The following is a 19,545-nucleotide window of genomic DNA, read 5'->3' on the forward strand; positions in this document are numbered from 1 at the left end:
AATATTTTATTACATTATTATAACATAAAATAAATGAAAGGAACATGTCAAAACAAGCGACACCGACGAAAATAAGGATGTCATAATGAAAGAGGGGTCTCGATCCTTTCGAGACACCCTCTTCCACTCTGTTGTTATAGAACCACATTTAACAGCAAGACGAACATAAACGCCACCACCGAAATAATCGTTTCCATCACTGTCCATGTCATGAGCGTTTCCTTGACCGTCATGCCGAAATATTCTTTGATCATCCAGAACCCGGAGTCATTGACATGTGACAAGATCAACGACCCGGCGCCGGTCGCCAAAACGAGGAGCTCCGCGTTCGTTCCCGGAATGCTCGCAGCAATCGGCGCAACGATGCCGGCCGCGGTCATCATCGACACGGTCGCTGACCCGGTCGCCACGCGGATGAGAGCGGCGATGCCCCAGCCTAACAGGAGCGGGGATAAGTGCGAGTGTTTCGCCACCTCTGCGATTTGATTGCCGATGCCGGAATCAAGCAATACTTTGTTGAACGCGCCGCCTGCCCCGATGACAAGCAAGATGTTTGCGACCGGACCGAGGCAGTCGTTGGCGAATTTCAGGACAGCATCGCGGTTAAAGCCGCGGGCATAGCCTAGGCTAAAGAATGAATAAACCGTGGCGATCAACAGCGCGACGATCGGATCGCCGATAAAGCGCAACACTTTCGCTGCTTCAGACTTTTGATCAAGCGTCACGTTGGCCACAGAAGCAATCAACATCAAAATAACGGGAAGCAAAATGGTAAACAGCGTATTTCCAAAGCCCGGAAGTTCACGCGCTTCTTTCTGCTGCACGAGCTGCTCAGCAATTTCGGCCGGCACGGGTTTGTGTATGCGCGAGCCGATCCATTTGCCAAACAGCGGTCCGGCAATGATTGCCGTCGGTAGGCCGACGATAATCGAATAAAGAATGGTCTTTCCAACGTCAGCTTGAAAAATGCTGACAGCCGCCATCGCCGCCGGGTGCGGCGGGACGAGGCCGTGCACCACCGACAAACCGGCGACAAGCGGAATGCCGATCGTCACAAGCGAGATACCTGTCTCGATTGCGATCGTAAAGACGAGCGGAATGAGCAGCACAAAGCCGACTTGGAAAAAGACGGGAATCCCGACTAAAAAGGCGACGACCATCATCGCCCAATGGACGCGTTTTTGGCCAAACCGATTGATTAACGTTTTCGCAATGCGCTCCGCACCGCCCGACTCAGCCATCATTTTGCCGAGCATCGTCCCAAGCGCCAAGACGATCGCTAAAAAGCCGAGCGTATTGCCAAGCCCTGCTTTAATCGAGTCGATGATCCCTGGTGTTTCCGGCGACGGAGCGATGAGCGGCATCCCCATCGCCAGCCCGACACCGACGGAAACGGAAATGAGTGCGACAAACGGATGCATTTTCGCCGCGGTAATCAATAACAATAAAACAATAATGGCGGCAATGACAATGGCAATTCCCATGACTTGTTCCCCCTTGTATTCTTCTATTTAAGAAAGCGGTGAAAAACAGCGGTTTCTCCCAATCCATAAACGTCCATTATGCAAAGAAGAACCGATGTTGCAAGGTTTTTTCGATTGGAGAAAACGATCCGTCGGAAAAGCGGTATACGCTATGTCATCACCATATTATTGATTGACTTTTCGACCATCGTTTCTTCTTGAGTGATGTGCTCACGTGGCAGGTGCGCAACCATCAAGGCTGAGGTTTCATCCTGCCGACGCTCTTCACCTCCTCTCCTTTTCTCAACGTCTCAAAGCAATCAAATTCGTTCCACGAGCAAGCGTTTTCAGCAAGGCGTAAGCGAGGCCGCACGTTCTCCTAAATCGATTTAGGAGCAGCCGATGCTTCCTAAACCGATTTAGGTGACAGCGCCTGTTACCCTCCTCGTCGCTGAAACGCCGCGATGATGTCAAACTCCTCTTTTAACCGCTCATATAAGCGGCTGTACAAATCAAACAGCTCAGCGTAAATAAGCGTATGTTCTTCCTTCGGCTCATGGCGGGCGGTCGTGTCCATCCACGTCTTCACCATTTCCAAAGATGGCAGTTCCCCTAACGCATGGAGCGCCACCGCTGCCGCTCCCAGCGCCGACGCCTCGTGCGTCTGCGGCACAATGAGCGGTTTGCCGAGCATATCGGAAAGCATTTGCCGCCAAAACGGCGATTTCGCAAAACCTCCGGAGACGCGGATTTCGGTCATTGGCCCGGTGACATCGCGGATCGCGAGCGCTACCGATACGATGCTGAAGCAGACACCTTCCATCACCGCCCGAATCAAATGTTCGCGCCGATGGTGAAGGCCAAGGCCAAAAAACGTCCCGCGCGCGTTCGCGTTCCAATACGGCGCCCGCTCGCCTGATAAAAACGGCAAAAACACCAGTCCTTCCGCTCCGGGCGCGACGCGTTCGGCATATTTCGTCAACAAATCGTACGGATCGATGCCGAGCTTTTTCGCCACTTCCCGCTCTTGAGCGCCAAACTCGTCGCGCAGCCAGCGAAGCAAAATGCCGCCGTTGTTCGTCGGCCCGCCAACGACCCAATAGCCAGGCGTCAACGCATAACAAAACGTCCGCCCTTTTTCATCGGTCGTCGGGGCAGCGGCGATCGTCCGCACTGCTCCGCTCGTCCCGATCGTAATGGCTGCCTCGCCCGGAAGCACCGCGCCGACACCGATGTTGGCGAGCACGCCGTCACTTGCGCCGATGACGACCGGCACATCAGCGGATACCCCCATTTTATCCGCCCATTCTTTCTTCATCCCTTGCAAGATGTATGTCGCTGGGACTAAACGCGGCAGCCGCTCGCGGCTTATGCCAAGAAACGAAAGCACGTCCTCATCCCAATCGAGCGTATCGAGGCGGAACAAACCGGTCGCTGAAGCGAGCGAATGGTCAGCGATATAGTCGCCATATAAGCGGTAAAGCACATAATCTTTCACAGAGACAAACCAACGGGCTTGCCGAAACACATCCGGCTGCTTCTCTTTCAACCAAAGCAGTTTCGGCAACGGAGACATCGGATGGATCGGCGTTCCCGTCCGCCGATAAATGTCAAGACCGTTGTTCTCTTTCAGCAGCCGCTCCGCTTGGGCGATGCTTCGGTTATCGGCCCAAATGAGTAAGCGAGTAAGCGGCCGCCCCGATTCGTCAAGCGCCATGATCGAGTGCATGGCCGCACTCAACCCGATCGCTTTCACCTGCTCGGGACGAATCCGATGGCGGATCGTCACCGCCCCGACGGCTTGAATGACCGCCGCAAACAGCTCTTCCGGATCTTGTTCGGCAAAGCCTGGATGCGGCTGGATGATCGGATAATCAACGGCATAGGAAGCCAACACCCGACCGCGTTCGCCGAAAACGACCGCTTTCGTGCTAGTCGTCCCGATATCGATGCCAATGACCACCTGTTCATGGATCGTCACCGTTTCTCCTCCTTTCCTCAAGCCTTTTAGCCTTTTCCCGTCTAATCGATGTCCGTTCCATCAACACCGGAGAGAAACGAAACACGTGCGGTTTGCCCGACCGTTTCCGGTCGATTTGTAAAAATACCTGCTCAGCTGCCTTTTTCCCCATCGCAAACGTCGGCTGGGCGATCGTGGTCAGGGCCGGCGTGTAAATATCGGCAAACGGCACGTCGTCAATGTTGATCAGCGCGAGTTCGTCCGGCATGCGAATGGCGTTTTCTTTTACAAACCGTAAAACGCCCATCAATGTCAAGTCGTTAATCGCAAACAAGGCGTTGGGCCGGCGGGGGTCAGCAAACCGTTTTTTCAGTTCCTCAGGCAGCGCGGCCGGATCGGCGGCGATGATATTCCTATCGTCAATATCCAATCCTCTTTTCGCCATCGCCGCCCGAAACCCTGCCAACCGTTCCATCCGCGGCACGTTGTAAGGAACGAGCGGCGGGGTGACAATGGCGATGCGGTCATAACCGCCCGATGCTAAATAATCAACCGCCATCTCCGCTGCGCCAAAGTTGTCTAACAGCACGCTGTCCACCTCGACTCCCGGCACCATCCGGTCAACAAAGACGAGCGGAAACCGCTCGGCGGCAAGGCGTTGGTAAACGTCTTCATTTTTCCCCGTCGGAAAGACGATCAACCCATCGACCTGTTTCGCCAGCAGCATCTCGATGTATGTTCTCTCTTTTTCCGGATCATCGCCGGAGTTGGAGACAATGACTTGAAAGCCGCGTTTTTGGCACTCTTCTTCAATCGCGTGCAGCACTTGCGTCGTCAACATATGAAGCATATTAAAAACGATCACGCCAATGGTCGCCGTCGTTTTTTGTTTCAAACTGCGGGCGATCACGTTCGGTTGATAGCCAAGTTCCTCAATCGCCTCGGCGATGCGCTTTCTCGTTTCCTCGCTCATATACTCGTAGCGTTTGTTCAAATATTGCGAAACCGTGCTTTTGGAAACGTTGGCCAATTTCGCGACATCGGCCATCGTGACTTTTTTCAACAGGGATCCCTCTCTTGTCCTAAATCGATTTAGCTCTCAAAGCGCTTTCATAAACCGGTTTAGCTTTATTATAAATAATATGAAAGCGATTTACAATACTTTTTTCTGCTCGCCCCCCGCTTTTTGATCCCTTTTTATCCCTCTGTAACAAAGTCTTTACAAGTTATTCACTGAATCTACATCACCGATCCATAAACATTTTCTATAATCATAGCAAACACTGCGAAAGGGGGATGGAATATTGAAACCTATTCATCAAAAGATTGTTAGTTTGGCACTTATCGGATCCTTGACGGCTGGTTCGTTCGCGTTTGCGGCGCGCGTGGAGGAGAAAAAGAAAGACAAACAAGGGCATGTAAAAAACGTCATTATGATGGTGATGGACGGAACAAGCGCTGGAGCAACGACGTTGGCCCGTTGGTACAAAGGTGCCCCGCTCGCTTTAGATGAGATGGCGAGCGGCGCCGTACGAACGTACTCTGCCGAATCAGCGATTACTGACTCCGCTCCAGCGGCCACCGCTATGGCGACCGGCTTTAAGTCGAATGACAAGTATATTGGCATCCTGCCAAGCATCGTCAATTCTCCCGGAGTCGCTTCGGTTCCAAAAGAAGAAGCGAAAAAACCGGTCGCCAATGTATTGGAAGGAGCTGAACTGCAAGGAAAATCAACCGGGATCATTGCCACATCAGCCATCCAGCATGCTACACCAGCCGGGTTTTCTGCCCATGTCGAACATCGCAATTGGTTTTCTGATATTGCTGAACAACAAGTATACCAAAACATTGAAGTCGTTTTAGGCGGCGGCAAAGAAGCACTTATTCCAGGAAGCGGGAAAAACAACCGGAAAGACAACGAAAATCTGCTTGAAGCGATCAAAGAAAAAGGGTACGACATCGTCGAAACAAGGAATGAGCTGCTTCACTCGAAATCCCGTAAAATTTGGGGCGTCTTCGCCAATGACGCCATGGCACAGGATATGAACCGCCCTTATACGAGAGCGAATGAACCGACATTGGCGGAAATGACGAAAAAAGCCATCGAAACGTTATCTAAAGATCCAGACGGGTTCTTCTTGTTTGTTGAAGGCAGCCAAGTCGACTGGGCCGCCCATGCAAACGACCCGGTCGGCATAATCAGCGAAGTGCTGGCGTTTGACGCAGCAGTGAAAGAAGCTCTCTCCTTTGCCAAAAAGCGCAATGATACGCTTGTAATTGCCGTGAGCGACCACGGCAACAGCGGCATCACGATCGGCAACCGAAACACCGATCAAACATACCCAGAAACCCCTGTTTCGGCTTATATCGAGCCGCTGAAAAAAGCCAAAATGACATTAGACGGGGCGCTAAGCCGGTTACAACCTGACAGATCGAACCTTGAAGAAGTCGCTCAGTTATACGGTCTTGACCGGTTGACAGCGGAAGAGAAAAAGAAATTAAGCGAATCAACAGACCTTCGCAAAACATTCGCAGAACTCTTAGCGGCACGGGCAAATCTTGGCTTCACGACCGGCGGTCATACAGGAGAGGACGTGTTTCTGTACACCTATGGTCCGAACCGTCCGATCGGGACGTTTGAGAACACGGATTTGGCCCATATCATGGCCAAAGCGATGGGCTTTGACTTGCACAAGCTCAACAAACGTCTGTTTGTCGATGCCAAAAAAGAATTTGAAGCTATCGGCGCTACTGTTGCCATCGACCGAACGGACGCCGCGAATCCGGTTCTCGTTGTGAAAAAAGGAAAGAAAATCGCAAAGCTTCCGGTGAATAAAAACATCATGCACATCGACAATCAAACATATGAGCTTGAAGGGTTAACCGTTTACAGCGGAGAGCGGTTCTGGATTGCTAAACAAGCAATTCACTTATTCGAGACAGCACGATAATTCTATCTATTGACAAAAAGCGCGGCGACATGGCCGCGCTTTTCATATATGTTGTTTGCCATTTATGATTCTTAGTCACCCGGAAATAACAGCTGGGACGCGTAAACAACAACGGTGACTGTGATGGCACTAAGCATGGTGGATAACAGCACTGCCTGGGCAGCGTAGTCGGGATGACAATCGTATTCGAGCGCGTACAAAGCGGTGTTGCGCGAACAAGGGTAGGAGCTGGCGATGAGCAGCGCTTGGGCCGTCACCCCATCAAGCCCTAACAGAAAGATGAATGCCGCAGCCAATAGCGGCGAAACAAGCAGGCGGCCCAACACGCTCACATACAATAGCGGTGGCAAAGCGGTAAAACGGGCATAGGCGATTTGCGCTCCTAATGTAAAGAGGGCGATGGCTAAAAACGCGTCAGCGATGCGTTGAAGCGGCGTCCATACAAATGAGGGAATCGGGGCATGCAGCCAACGGCAAACAACGCCTAGCCATAACGCATGAAGAACCGGGTTTTTCCACAGTTCGGCGATCCACTTTCCTTGTTTCCCGTTTCCCGAAACAAACTGGTAAACGCCATATGTATTCGTGAGAAAATTTTGAAATATGGTTACGACAATTTGAATGGCCGCCCCAAGCGGCTGCTGGTGAAACACCAATTGGCTCACTGGAATGCCAAAGTTGCCTGAGTTGTTGAGCACAATCGTATTTTGAAACACCGCCGCCATGCTTCGATCAAGTTTGAACCATTTTGCCATCATCATGCTCAACACGATCAATCCGCTGCTTTGCAAAAGAAGAAAGCCGAATACGGACGCCAACACTTTCCCGTTCAATTCGCTGTCATACACGTTAATGAACGCAACGGCGGGCAACAGCACATACATATTCAGCTTGGACAAGGTATTCATGTCAAAATGAAACAGACGGTGCAATAGCGCTCCCGCCCCGACCATAAGCAGCATCGGAACCATCACTTGAAGCAAAATGCCACTAAAAACGGCCAACGCTCTTCCCCCGCTTTCTTTATCCATGATGAAGGCCGCTTTACTTCTTGCTCAACCTCTCTTTTTATAAATCCGTTCCGGGCGGCCGACTGATCCGTAAACAATATCAGCCGATACTTGCCCTGTGGAGACAAGGTACTCTAAATACCGGCGGGCCGTCGTTCGGCTCGTGCCGATTTGCCGTCCGACTTCTTCGGCCGTCACTCCATCTTGACACTGTTTCACCACCATAAGCACTTTTTCAAGGGTTAGCGGTTGGATGCCTTTCGGAAGCATCGGTTGGTCCCTAACCGGGGCCTCCCGCCCGATCAGTTTGTCGACATCCTCTTGATCGATCCACTCTTTTTCTTTCATCCACTGCTGCATTTTACCGTGATACTCTTTATACCGATTTAATGTTTCCACAAAACGGTCAAACATCATCGGTTTGATAATATAGTCAAACACCCCGCCGTGCAGCGCCTGTTTTAGCGCGTCAATTTCGCGCGCTGCTGTGATCATAATGATGTCGATATTGGAAAAACGTTCGCACCCACTTTAAAAAAGAGAGGCCGTTCATGTCCGGAAAATAGACATCAAGCAACAGAACGTCCGGCCGCAACACCTCGGTCAGCTCCTTCGCTTCTTCAGCGTTAGTGGCGATGCCGACCACTTCATACCCTTCTACTTTTTCCACAAAGCGCCGATTAATCTCGGCAATGCGGCGGTCGTCTTCAATAATCAGCACACGAATCACCGACATCTCTTCCCCCCTCTCAATGATGGCCAGCCTGAGCTAGCCGCTTCGGGATAATGACGGTAAACACCGTTCCCGCTCCTTGCTTCGACTCGCATGTGATTTGCCCGCCAAGCATCGCCAGTGCTTTACTGACGAGATCCAGCCCATATCCTCGACGGCCATTGGCTTTTGTCGAAAACCCTCGTTCATATATTCGTTCCGCCAAAGCCGGATCAATGCCGGGACCGTTATCTTCCACTTCAATAATCAAATCGTCGCCCAAGTCCGTCAAAAAAATGGTCACTCGCTTCTCTTCTTTCCCGTTATGGAGAGCCGCCTCCATGGCATTATCCAACAAGTTGCCGATAATCGTCACCAAATGGTCGCGGTCGATCGCAGGTGGCACATCGCGGAAACTGCTTTCCCGATCAATCGTAAACGTAATTTTTAGCTCGTTGGCGCGATTGAACTTGCCGATCAACAGCCCGCCAATGATCGGATCCGGAATTTCCTTCATGATAAACCGGACAATGTTTTGTTGCAAGTCGGTTTCTTTTGTAATCAATTCAAGCGCTTCCTCATACGATTCCAGTTGAATCAGGCCGGAGATCAAATACAGCTTATTGGAAAATTCGTGCGTTTGCGCCCGCAAGGCATCCGCATAGCTTCGCAGCTGAGACAGCTCTTTCGTTAGGCGGTACAGCTCCGATTTGTTGCGAAACGTCGACACCGCTCCAATCACGCGGCCCGTTTGATCTTTTATCGGAATGCGATTCGCAATGACCGTTTCTTCACCTAACACCATTTCATCGTCAAATTCCGCCTGCCCCGTCCGAATGACTTCAGGCAACCTCGAGTGGGGAATAAGCTGTAAGATAGGCATTCCCAATACACCGCGTTCGTTCTCATACCCAAGCAACTTCAACGCGGTTCGATTGACCATTGTAATCGTTCCCTCTTGATTGATGGCAACGATTCCTTCACGAATCGCTTCTAAAATCGCCTGTTTTTCTTGATACAACAAGCCGATTTCTTCCGGTTCAAGACCGTGAATCGATTTTTTCACCGCCTTGGCAATCGCCACTGCGCCCGCCGCCCCGAGCAAAAGGGCAAGAACGGAGAAGAGAAAGATCTTCACGCTGTATGACCACACCGTGCGCTGAATATCCTCCAGCAAAAAACCAACTGAAACAATGCCGATCACATGTCCGTTTTCATCAAAAATCGGCGCTTTTCCACGGATGGCCGGACCGAGCGAACCGACCGCCTCGGAAATAATGGCCTTGCCTTTGAGCACCTCTCCGTTGTCGCCCCCCACCATCGGTTTGCCGATCCGATCCGGCAGCGGATGGGCGTAGCGAATGCCTTGACGGTTGCCGATCACTACATATTCCGCCCCCGTCTTTTGGCGGATGTGCTCAGCAAACGGCTGCAAGCGCACGGACGGATTCGGATCGTGAAACGCCTCACGCACAAGCGGAGTGGAGGCAACGGTCTCCGCCACATTTAGCGCCCGCATGCCGATTTGCTGTTTGAGCGTCGCCGCAAACATATGTTGAAACAGAAACGTTAAAACCACAATTACAAGCAGCAACAATGAACAAATGATGACCATTAACCGTGTCTGAAGCTTCATCGCTTTTGCCCCTCAAACGGAAAATAAAGAAAGACAGTCCCCCATTAGGCGGAACGTCTTTCTTTTATTATTACATATCTTCACTGACAATGACCCTTTTTCCTCTTAACTTCATGACAAACGGCACAGCAATCCATAAAAGGGCGATCACCAACAAAACGAGCGAAATCGGCTTTTCAACGAAAACGAGATAATCGCCATTCGATGCCGTCAAGGCCCGACGCATATTGTTTTCAATCATCGGCCCGAGAACAAGCCCTAGCACAAGCGGTGCCAATGGATAGTCGTGCTCCGCAAGCCAGTAGCCAAGCAGACCAAACGCCAGCAGCAGGAACACATCAAACGTCGTCACTTGCACCGCATACACGCCAAAGACAGAAATTGCAATAATAAGCGGCAACAAATATTTCGTCGGCGTCTGGATAATTTTCGCGAACACTTTGACGAGCGGCATGTTGAGAATGAGCAACATGACGTTACCGATAAACATGCTGGCGATCAATCCCCAGGCGACAGCCGGATGCTCATCGAACAACAACGGACCCGGTTGGACGTTGTACATAATAAGCGCACCCATCAAAATCGCGGTTGTACCCGAACCGGGAATCCCTAGTGTCAAGAGCGGAATCATCGCTCCCCCAGAAGCGCCGTTGTTCGCCGACTCCGGCGCCGCGACGCCGGCGATCGTCCCTTGGCCAAACTTTTCTGGATGTTTACTCATTTTCTTTTCAAGAATATACGAGAAAAAGGAAGCAAGTGTCGCTCCAGCTCCCGGCAGCACGCCGATGAAAAACCCAAGCAGCGATCCGCGGGCGATCGGCCCCGCACTTTCTTTCAAGTCCGATTTGGTCGGCAAGATGCGCCCGATTTTGGCGATGTCCCCGTCGTTCGTCTCATGATGGAGAATGGACTTGAATACCTCTCCTAACGCAAATAGCCCGACCGCTACGGTTAAAAACTCGAGACCTCCGTATAAATAGGAAATGTCGTACGTAAAGCGGGCCACGCCGGAAACGTTGTCGAGCCCAATCGTGGAAAGCAACAAACCGAACACCGTCATGATCCATGCTTTCGTCATCGATTTGCCGGCCAGTCCGCTCACCGCCGCCAATCCGAGCAGCATGAGCGAAAAATATTCCGCCGGGCCGAACTTCAACGCGACATTCGATAACGGCTGAGCTAATAGCACGAGGCCGATGAGCGAAACGATTCCGGCGACAAAAGAGCCGATCGCCGCAATCGCAAGCGCCGCCCCCGCCCTTCCTTGCCGGGCCATTTGATAGCCGTCCAGCGTTGTGACAACCGATGACGATTCCCCAGGCGTATTTAACAAAATCGATGTCGTCGAACCGCCATACATCGCCCCATAATACACACCGGCCAGCAAGATGATCGAACTGGCTGCCGCCTGTTCCGGACTAAGACCGGACGTCATCGACGCCGTCACCGGAATAAGCAGCGCCACCCCGCTCATCGGGCCAATCCCAGGAAGCACGCCGACCGCCGTGCCGATCAATACACCAAGAAAAGCGAAAAACAAATTGTGCGGCTGTAGCGCCGTCTGAAATCCATCAAGCAAAAACGATAGTGTACTCATGCTGCTCCTCCTTTCATTGGAACCAAACCGGCCAGCTTGGCAGCGTTCCTTGAAGCAGTTTGACATAAAGGCCGTAGACGCCTAGCGAAAAGCCAGCCGCAATAACGACCGACTTCCACAGCGCTCCTTTGACCATCGTTTGAAACCCGACCACGAGGAAAAGAAAGGTCATAATCACGTAACCGATCGTTTCGAGCAAAGCTGCATACAAGATGGCGGCGACAAAAATGATGAGAAACTTTTTATATTGCCGCGGCGGCTTCTCCCCCGCCGAATCCTTATAGCCTCTCGTTTCAAACAACAGCTTGATGCTTAATAATGCCAGAACAAGTCCAAGCAAAAACGGAAACACGTTCGGTCCTACCGCACTGCCGTAGGCGCTTTTCGATAGGCGCAAGCTTTCCGCCATAAACAAGGAACCAACCGCCAAGAATGCCACCGCCGCGATTCGATCAGCCGTTTTGTTCATCGTTGCACCTCCTGTCTTGGAAAAAAGGGGAAGAATGTTCTTCCCCATGATCTTTACTTATGCATACCGAGCGACTTTAGGAGATCACCGACTTGTTGCTCTTGCTCTTGCAAAAATTTCGTAAACTCGTCCGAATTGCGGTATTCTGCCGCCCATCCTTGTTTTTGCAGTTCTTCTTTCCACTTCTCGTGCTCAGACAACTTTTTCAATGTTTCTTCCCAAAACGCTTTTGCTTCTGGGGACATTTGCTTCGGCCCAAAAACTCCGCGCCAAATCGTAAATTCCGCATCAACGCCAAGCTCTTTCATGGTTGGTACGTCCTTCAGCACACCGCCGAGGCGCTCCGGAGCTGAAACCGCCAACACCCGCACTTTACCAGCTTTGAGATATTCGCCAACAGAAGAGGCATCGGTCGCAATGACATCGGCGTTGCCGCCAAGCAACGCAGCCATCGCCTCGCCACCACCATCGTACGAAACATATTTGATCGATTTCGGATCAATGCCAGCTTTATAGATTGGCAGAATGGCGACTAAATGATCCATCGAACCAGGCGCCGATCCCCCGGCCACAGTGACCGATTTCGGATCTTGTTTAATGGCATCAAGCAGTTGGGTCAACGACTGAAATTTGGAATCTGCTTTGACAACAATCGCGCCAAAGTCTTTCGTCAACTGAGCGAGCGGCGTTGTGTCTTTGTAGCCAAACGGGCTGTTTCCTTCTTTTTTCAAGTTGTTGATAATAATCGGCGGAGAGTTGACAAACAGTTTGTAGTCGTTTTTCACATCTTGGGTGGCGTATTCGGCCATAAAGACAGCCCCGCCGCCGCCCGGTTTGTTTTCAACCGTCATGGTCTGTTTGACAAGCCCCGCCTCATCGAGCACTTTCGTAATCGCGCGGGCGGTTAAATCCCAACCGCCGCCCGCCCCAGACGGAGCGACAATAGTGATCGGCTTCGTCGGATAGTCTGAGGCCGATGAGCCAGCGTTCGAACCGGATGATTTCGATCCTGATGATTCATTGCCGCCACAGGCCGCCAAGGCCAGTGTCATCATCCCGGCAGCGAACAACCCCCACCATTTTGTTTTCTTCATTTCTCCTTGCCCCCTTATTTTTTGATAACGTTTTCAAAAACAACCTTATCACGATACAAAATTGACGTGAAGTTTTTGAAAATAAAATGAATTTTGTTCATTTTGTTCACAGCAATGCGAACCTAATGAGGATGGCTTGTAAGGACTTACTCTGCCCGTTCCACTTTGTCTCACGGGACTGCAGCGGCAGAATGGGAGCGAGCGAAATAGGGACGACTCGGAGACCGGCACCTTTCTTAAGATTCTGCATAAAAACGGAAACTGCAACGAAACCGGAGATTTGCTTTGGCGGACAGCAGCGTAACGGAAGTTGACAAGCGATGGCATGTTCAATATTCGAAAAAAAATTCCGCCAGCCGCGAAGGCTAGCGGTAAAAAGAGGCAAACCTCTTATTTTTGTCGCTCTTTTTGCATCTTTTGATATTCTTCCTTCACCGCCACGACGAGCGGATGGTCATGCTCCAGTCCCGCGTATTGCCGAAGCGCGCCTTCGATCCCGTGTTGTTCAATCGTTTGCTGAAGAACAGCAGCTTCGGCATCGCTAGGCTCATCAAACCGCAAGAGCGCGGCGATGCCTTTGACAAGCGCGGACGGCACGCTGTCGAATAAAGTGTAATATTGCACAGCCGGAGCGATAAGCCGGTCGTTTGGCCCGAGCTTGCGAATCGGTGAACGGGCGACGCGGATGATATCATCGGAAAGGGACGGATTGATGAAACGCTCGATCGTCGTTTCGATATAGGAACGGTGCTCTTCTTCATTCCATCCGTGCTTTTTCACTAAGACAGCTCCCGACTCACCGAGCGCCTGCTCGACACTCGTCCGGATGTCGCTGTCTTTCATGGCTTCCTGAACCGTTTGGTATTGTTTTTGATAGCCTAAATAGGCGGCCAACGCGTGGCCGGTATTGACCGTAAACAATTTGCGCTCGATATACGGCCTTAAGTCAGCGACAAAATGCGCCCCTTGAATCGGCGGAACGGCGCCGATGACGTTTCGCGTTTCAATCGCCCATTCAAAAAACGGCTCGACCGTCACCGCGAGCGGATCATCGCTCGTTTGGTTTGGAACGATGCGGTCGACGGCGCAATTGAGAAAACCAACGTTTTCATCTGCCAGCTGTTGCCCAGCCGCGGAAAGATGGGCAAAGACGTGCGTTTTCAGCGCTTCCGTGCCGCCGAGCATGTTTTCACAGGCAATGACGTGAAGCGGCTTCTGATGAACTGTGAAGCGCCGCTCGAGCCCAGCGGCGATGACTGGCGCAATGGCCGGCAAAATGTGCGGGCCGACCGCGGTCGTCACGAGATCGGCGGCCGCGATCGCCTCCATGACATGTTCCCGTTCCGTTTGGCTGTTGAGAGCGGAAACGCCGCGCACCCACTGTTCTTCCCGCCGCTCGCCGGCAACGATGACGCGATACGCTCCCCGCTCCTTCAACAAACGGACGATTTGTTCGTTGACATCGACAAACACGACCTCATATCCCGACGCCGCCAGCAGGCTGCCGATAAAGCCGCGGCCGATGTTGCCGGCGCCGAAGTGGACGGCCCGCATTAGCCGTTCACCTCATGGAGCAGCGCAAGAATTTCCTCGGCCGTTTTGGCGTTCGCCATCGCTTCGACATGGTCCGCTTCCGCGCAAACAAGCGCCAGTTTCGAAAGAATATCTAAATGTTCCCCGTCTTTGCCGGCAATGCCGATGACGATCATTGCCTGATTGCTGCCGCCAAAGTCAACACCGCCCGGAACTTGCACGATCGAAATGCCGGAATGCCTAACGAGCGATTTCGCTGCTTCCGTTCCGTGCGGGATGGCGACGCTGTTGCCGATATAGGTGGAGGTCAGTTCCTCCCGCTCCAGCATCGCGTCCACATAGGCTGGATCAACATACCCCTGCTTGACGAGCACGTCGCCGGCTAGGCGAATCGCTTCTTCTTTCGTTTTTGGTTGTGCATTTAGCACAATGTTTTCTTTATTTAAAATTGAATAGGTCAACATACATTTCACTCCTTCGCCGATGTCCAATAATGATCAAAAAATTGTTCCAAGTGGGTGCTAATGAGCGAATACACTTGTTCCTCATCGCCGTGCGCCAAGACGGTGATGCTTTGCTCATCTTTGACTAACAGCGCGCTGATATGGCTTAAAACAGCAAGCGTCTCCTCGTCCGCATCCGCAGGGCCAAGAAGCAGCACAACGGTGTTGATTTCCATCGGGTTCCCGTCCATGCCCGCCACCGTCTGCGGCTCATCAAGCCGATACATCGTCAACGAAGGGCGAAGGACCGCGAAGCTGCGGGCGTGATAAAGCGCGAGCGACGTGCCAGGGACGCCGAGCCCGCCTAGCGACTCCCGCCGCCGCAGCTCCCCGATGACGGCTTCGGCATCGACGATGACGCCGCTTTGTTCAAGGCATCGGCAAGCGTCGGACAAGAGCCCGTGAACGGTGCAGTGCTTGACGACCTGCAGCGAAAACCCTTCTAACATGCCGACGATCGTCTCACTGATGCGCCCGATGGCTTTCATCGTTTTCAGCGTCAGCCGGTTAGGCTGCATATCTTGCCCGCGTTCTACCGGTTTCGCCACAGCGGCCGATTTTCGCGCTAAAAACGCGCGGATCGCCCGCGCTTCTTCCTCCCGCAACATCGGGCTGACGATGAAATACGGGCCGCGTTCCTCCGCAAGCGGCACGGTGGAAATGACGAGGTCGTATGCCCGCAAATCTTTCTTTTTCAATTCAAAGACAGACGCCTGTTCCATGACAGCGATGTCCGGAATCTCTTTCTTCAGCCTTGTCGCCAAAATTTTTGCCGTCCCGAGCCCGCTTGAACAAATGACGAGCGCCCGCCAGCCTTTTTTCTCCCTCATGAGTGCAGCCGCAAAATGAAGCACTAAATAGCCGATCTCCTCCTCCGGCACTGAAACATCGCCAAACAGCTGCTTTGTTCCTTCGGCGACAATGGCAAACAGTTCCGCGTAGTCTTGCTTAATTGGATCAAGCAGCGGGTTGGCGACCCCCATCCCGTGTTCTAGTCGGTATAAGGCCGGTTTCAAGTGAACGACGAGATCTTCGTATAGCGTCCGGTCGGCGGACAAATCGACACCGAGCTCGCGGCTGACGAAACGGATGAGCTGCTGCGCTTTCATGCCGACGGCTAAACTCGGCTCCTCCATCACCATTCCTTGGCGGCTGCGCCATTTCGCTCCCATTAAGTGCATCGTCATATAGCCGATCTCTTCTTTTGGGATGTCAATGCCAAACGCTCTTTCCAACGATTCGGCAAGCACCTCCGCGATTTCATACTCTCTCGTCGCCTGAAGCGCCTGCAAATCACGCGGGTCGAAATGAATCGCTTCCCCCCGTCTGATGCGCTCGATGGCGAGCGCCAAATGGACGACGAAGGCGATGTACGAACTGTCGGCCATCGTAAACGGGAACGTTTCTTTCACCTGCGCGATTTGTTGTTCAATGACGGCCAGCTTTTTCCGATCGACCAGCCCGAGCAGTTTTTCCGCCACCGTATCGAGTGGGTCGTCCGGCCGTCTCTGAATCGTCTCTTTCATCAGTGCCAAAAACTCGTGTTCATCGACATGCCGAAATAGCAGTTCGCCAATGAGGCGCCGTTTCGCTGATTCGGAACCGGTAAGCTCGACGCCGTACCCGCGCTTGCGAATGAGCGAAAGCCCGTACGCTTCGACCGTTTTCTCCAGTTTATCCAAATCCAAGCTGACCGTAGCGACCGTAACGTTTAGGTCATTCGCCAATGAGACAAGTTTCACCGGCTCGTCTGCTTCCAACAAGGCGATTAAAATCATCAGCTGCCGCTCTTCCGGCGTATATTCACGGTGAGAAAGATGAAGCAGCTCCACAGCCAGCGCCTGCTTCTGTTTCTTTTCCCCGATAACACGAATGCCGACTCCCGCTTTTTTCACCAACTCGAGCCCGTAGCGCCGCAAAACGGATTCAAGGCCTTGCAAATCACGGTGGATCGTGCGGGCGCTGACATTCAGCTCCTCAGCCAGTTCGCCGACCGTCATTTCCCGATCATCGGCCAACAAACGTTCAAGCAGCTTTCGCTCCCGTGCCGATACGTACATCGCCGTTCACCTCCAATCCTGAGGCCATACTGTTGACACGTTTAAAATGTTTGATCGACTTTTCATTTCTTATTGTAAGGGCTTTTTTCTTGATGTGACAATGAATAGATGTTTCGTTTTCGTCATTGTTATTGTTGACAGTTTTTAATTGGTCATACGTTCCGTTGTTCCAGCCGCATGACCGCCTACGACAAAGATAGGGGCAGATCCACGTCCGAGCTCATCAGCACGGCCAAAGACAAATCCGGGCGGGAGCCTTCACCAATGATATCCTCCCACCACCTGCGCCAACGCGGAGACGTAGAGAACTTCTTCTGTTTCGGATGATAAAAACGCAGGGGACCATGACTCCCCTGCGTTCTTTTCAAGATCTACGCATTCTTTTTCAATTGCTCGATCAACTCATCGTATTTCGGGCTGTTGAGGAAGTTTTCCACCGACACATGATACGCGTTCGGCAGTTTCGCTTTCGCCCGGTCGGTTAAATTTTGATGGGTGACGACAATATCGGCGTCGACCGGCAGCTGGTTGATCGCCGTGTTCGTGACTTCAATATCAAGGCCGGCTTTTTGTACTTTATTGCGCAAAATCGACGCCCCCATCGCACTCGACCCCATTCCGGCGTCACAGGCAAACACAATTTTTTTCACCCGGCTAGGAGCGGATTGAGCCACCGCTGGCGAAGCCGCTTCATTTTGTTGCAGCGCGGCAGCGACTTGACTCTTTTTCCCTTTCAACTGCTCCATTTTCTCCGCCGCTTTCGCCAAATCTTCTTCCTCTTCGTTTTGCTTCGCTGCTTTTAAGAAAATCGAAGCGACAAGGAAGGACACCGCTGCGGCGACGAACACACCAGCGAGCACGCCGAGGTAATTTCCTTTTGGCGTCATCGCCAGCAAGGCAAAAATGCTTCCTGGCGACGGCACAGCCACCAGCCCAGCATGGAATACCGTAAACGTGAACACTCCGCTCACTCCACCGGCAATGGCCGCCAAAATCAAGATCGGACGCATGAGAATGTACGGGAAGTAAATTTCATGAATCCCGCCTAAGAAGTGGATAATCACCGCCCCTGGCGCCGACTGTTTCGCCATCCCTTTGCCAAACAGCCAGTACGCCAGCAAAATGCCAAGTCCTGGCCCAGGGTTCGTTTCCAACAGGAACAAAATCGATTTCCCGGTTTGCGCTGCCTGTTCGACGCCGAGCGGGCTCAAGATCCCATGGTTGATCGCGTTGTTCAAGAACAGCACTTTCCCCGGCTCGATGAAAATGTTCGCCAGCGGCAACAAGTGCCAAGCGATAATTTTTTCGACCCCTGCCGCTAATGTTTGGCTAATCAAAGAAATGATCGGGCCCACCCCTTTGAAGGCGAGCAACGTCAACACGCCGCCGACAATCCCGGCGGAGAAGTTGTTGACAAGCATCTCAAACCCTTGTTTCACTTTTCCCTGGAAGAGGCCGTCCACTTTTTTGATCACATAGCCGCCAAGCGGCCCCATGATCATCGCGCCTAAAAACATCGGAATTTCCGAACCGACGATGACCCCCATCGTCGCCGTCGCTCCGACGACACCGCCGCGGACGTCATACACCATTTTGCCGCCCGTATACCCAATCAATAGCGGCAGTAAATACGTAATCATCGGCCCGACCAGCTTGGCAAACGTCTCATTCGGCCACCAGCCGGTCGGGATAAATAACGCCGTGATCAACCCCCAAGCGATAAACGCTCCGATATTCGGCATAATCATGCCGCTCAAATAACCACCAAACCGTTGAATCTTTACACGGAAGCCTGTTTCGTTTCCGGTTGTATGCGTCATGAAGCTGTTCCTCCTTTTTGTTTGACTGTACCTTTATCTTAAAACGCTTACAACCGGCCTTCAATGAGAAGTAAATGCGACTTTGTCAAGGAGGTTGTTGACAAGGGTTAAAAAGAAAAAAGCCCATTGTGGCGGGAAGGGCTACAGCGTTTCTTCCGCTAGCGATAAAGCCTCTTGATAAAGACGTTCGGAGAGATAAAATCCATTTTCAAGAAGTAGTTCAGACAAAAGAGTCAATTGCCCAACGATCGACAGACCTATAATCGGTGTAGAATTGACCGTGACCCTATTCATTGTGATCCCTATTTTCATTACTCAATTTTTGCACCGTGTCCCAATCATCTTTGATGTGTTCCTCCGTATATTCCATCCAAGGAATCGCCTTCGAATGCAATACATCGATAAATTCTCCTAAGGATTTTCCGGCCAACTCAGCCGCTTTTGCCAGCGTCACCTGTTTTCCAACAAACAAACCAATCGCCAATGAAAGTTTTATTTTTGCCTCAACTGTGTTGCCTTCCAATTCATTAATGGCGGGCAAAAACTCTTTCGGCAAGTTCACCTGAAAATAGTCCATGGCCATTGAACTCACACCCTTTTTTATTTTATTCTATCACACTCTGCTCCTTTTGGATGTGGTCACGGAACGAATAGCATTCCATAAATTTTTACTACACGCTCAACATGCCGGAAAATAAAAACAACTCAATTGAACACTCCTCACCCGCGCTCGCGTA

14 protein-coding genes and 1 pseudogene are annotated in these 19,545 nt (G+C 51.9%); 1 reads left to right on the forward strand and 14 read right to left on the reverse strand.

Annotated features, from left to right (window positions below):
* Window positions 1–134 precede the first annotated feature (134 nt).
* The 3 genes from GC56T2_RS09450 to GC56T2_RS09460 all read right to left on the reverse strand — a co-directional run bounded on the left by GC56T2_RS09450 (window position 135) and on the right by GC56T2_RS09460 (window position 4,486).
* Window positions 135–1,484, reverse strand: coding sequence for a GntP family permease (locus GC56T2_RS09450; protein WP_144974754.1), 1,350 nt, complete (start codon window positions 1,482–1,484; stop codon window positions 135–137).
* 415 nt (window positions 1,485–1,899) lie between these two features.
* A complete protein-coding gene (locus GC56T2_RS09455) occupies window positions 1,900–3,444 on the reverse strand; it encodes a gluconokinase (RefSeq protein WP_144974756.1) in 1,545 nt (514 codons plus the stop codon).
* Window positions 3,431–4,486, reverse strand: a complete 1,056-nt coding sequence (locus GC56T2_RS09460; RefSeq protein WP_144974757.1) for a LacI family DNA-binding transcriptional regulator — start codon at window positions 4,484–4,486, stop codon at window positions 3,431–3,433. Before GC56T2_RS09460 ends, GC56T2_RS09455 begins: the two co-directional genes overlap by 14 nt.
* A 241-nt stretch (window positions 4,487–4,727) precedes the next feature.
* On the opposite strand from GC56T2_RS09460, the gene GC56T2_RS09465 reads away from it, so the two are divergent.
* A complete protein-coding gene (locus tag GC56T2_RS09465; protein WP_144974758.1) occupies window positions 4,728–6,374 on the forward strand; it encodes an alkaline phosphatase in 1,647 nt (548 codons plus the stop codon).
* 71 nt (window positions 6,375–6,445) lie between these two features.
* Here GC56T2_RS09465 and GC56T2_RS09470 read toward each other — a convergent pair whose 3' ends face one another.
* The 11 genes and pseudogenes from GC56T2_RS09470 to GC56T2_RS09525 form a co-directional block, all read right to left on the reverse strand.
* Window positions 6,446–7,378 (reverse strand): AEC family transporter, encoded by a 933-nt coding sequence (locus GC56T2_RS09470; RefSeq protein ID WP_144977197.1) that lies wholly within the window; start codon window positions 7,376–7,378, stop codon window positions 6,446–6,448.
* A 51-nt stretch (window positions 7,379–7,429) separates the two neighbouring features.
* Window positions 7,430–8,120: pseudogene (locus GC56T2_RS09475) on the reverse strand (response regulator).
* A 13-nt stretch (window positions 8,121–8,133) separates the two neighbouring features.
* On the reverse strand, window positions 8,134–9,732 hold the full coding sequence (locus GC56T2_RS09480; RefSeq protein WP_144974759.1) for an ATP-binding protein: 1,599 nt from the start codon (window positions 9,730–9,732) through the stop codon (window positions 8,134–8,136).
* A gap of 70 nt (window positions 9,733–9,802) precedes the next feature.
* Complete coding sequence (locus GC56T2_RS09485; RefSeq protein ID WP_144974760.1) at window positions 9,803–11,329, reverse strand: tripartite tricarboxylate transporter permease; 1,527 nt, start codon at window positions 11,327–11,329, stop codon at window positions 9,803–9,805.
* Window positions 11,330–11,342: 13 nt separating this feature from the next.
* Window positions 11,343–11,798: a tripartite tricarboxylate transporter TctB family protein gene (locus tag GC56T2_RS09490; RefSeq protein WP_144974761.1), complete on the reverse strand. Its 456-nt coding sequence runs from the start codon at window positions 11,796–11,798 to the stop codon at window positions 11,343–11,345.
* 53 nt (window positions 11,799–11,851) lie between these two features.
* Window positions 11,852–12,892, reverse strand: coding sequence for a Bug family tripartite tricarboxylate transporter substrate binding protein (locus tag GC56T2_RS09495; RefSeq protein ID WP_144974763.1), 1,041 nt, complete (start codon window positions 12,890–12,892; stop codon window positions 11,852–11,854).
* Between the two features lie 390 nt (window positions 12,893–13,282).
* Entirely contained in the window at window positions 13,283–14,446 is a 1,164-nt protein-coding gene (locus GC56T2_RS09500; RefSeq protein WP_144974765.1) for a mannitol-1-phosphate 5-dehydrogenase, read from the reverse strand.
* The gene (locus GC56T2_RS09505) at window positions 14,446–14,889 is read right to left on the reverse strand and encodes a PTS mannitol transporter subunit IIA (RefSeq protein ID WP_144974767.1); all 444 of its coding nucleotides are present in this window, start codon (window positions 14,887–14,889) and stop codon (window positions 14,446–14,448) included. The genes GC56T2_RS09500 and GC56T2_RS09505 overlap by 1 nt, the downstream gene beginning before the upstream one ends.
* A gap of 5 nt (window positions 14,890–14,894) precedes the next feature.
* On the reverse strand, window positions 14,895–16,988 hold the full coding sequence (locus GC56T2_RS09510) for a BglG family transcription antiterminator (RefSeq protein WP_144974769.1): 2,094 nt from the start codon (window positions 16,986–16,988) through the stop codon (window positions 14,895–14,897).
* A gap of 371 nt (window positions 16,989–17,359) precedes the next feature.
* Window positions 17,360–18,808: a PTS mannitol transporter subunit IIBC gene (locus tag GC56T2_RS09520; protein WP_144974771.1), complete on the reverse strand. Its 1,449-nt coding sequence runs from the start codon at window positions 18,806–18,808 to the stop codon at window positions 17,360–17,362.
* A 286-nt stretch (window positions 18,809–19,094) separates the two neighbouring features.
* Window positions 19,095–19,391 (reverse strand): UPF0175 family protein, encoded by a 297-nt coding sequence (locus GC56T2_RS09525; RefSeq protein ID WP_255516063.1) that lies wholly within the window; start codon window positions 19,389–19,391, stop codon window positions 19,095–19,097.
* Window positions 19,392–19,545: the final 154 nt, after the last annotated feature.

Origin of the sequence: Geobacillus sp. C56-T2 (genome assembly GCF_007829715.1) — a bacterium.
GTDB classification, from domain to species: Bacteria; Bacillota; Bacilli; order Bacillales; family Anoxybacillaceae; genus Geobacillus; species Geobacillus icigianus.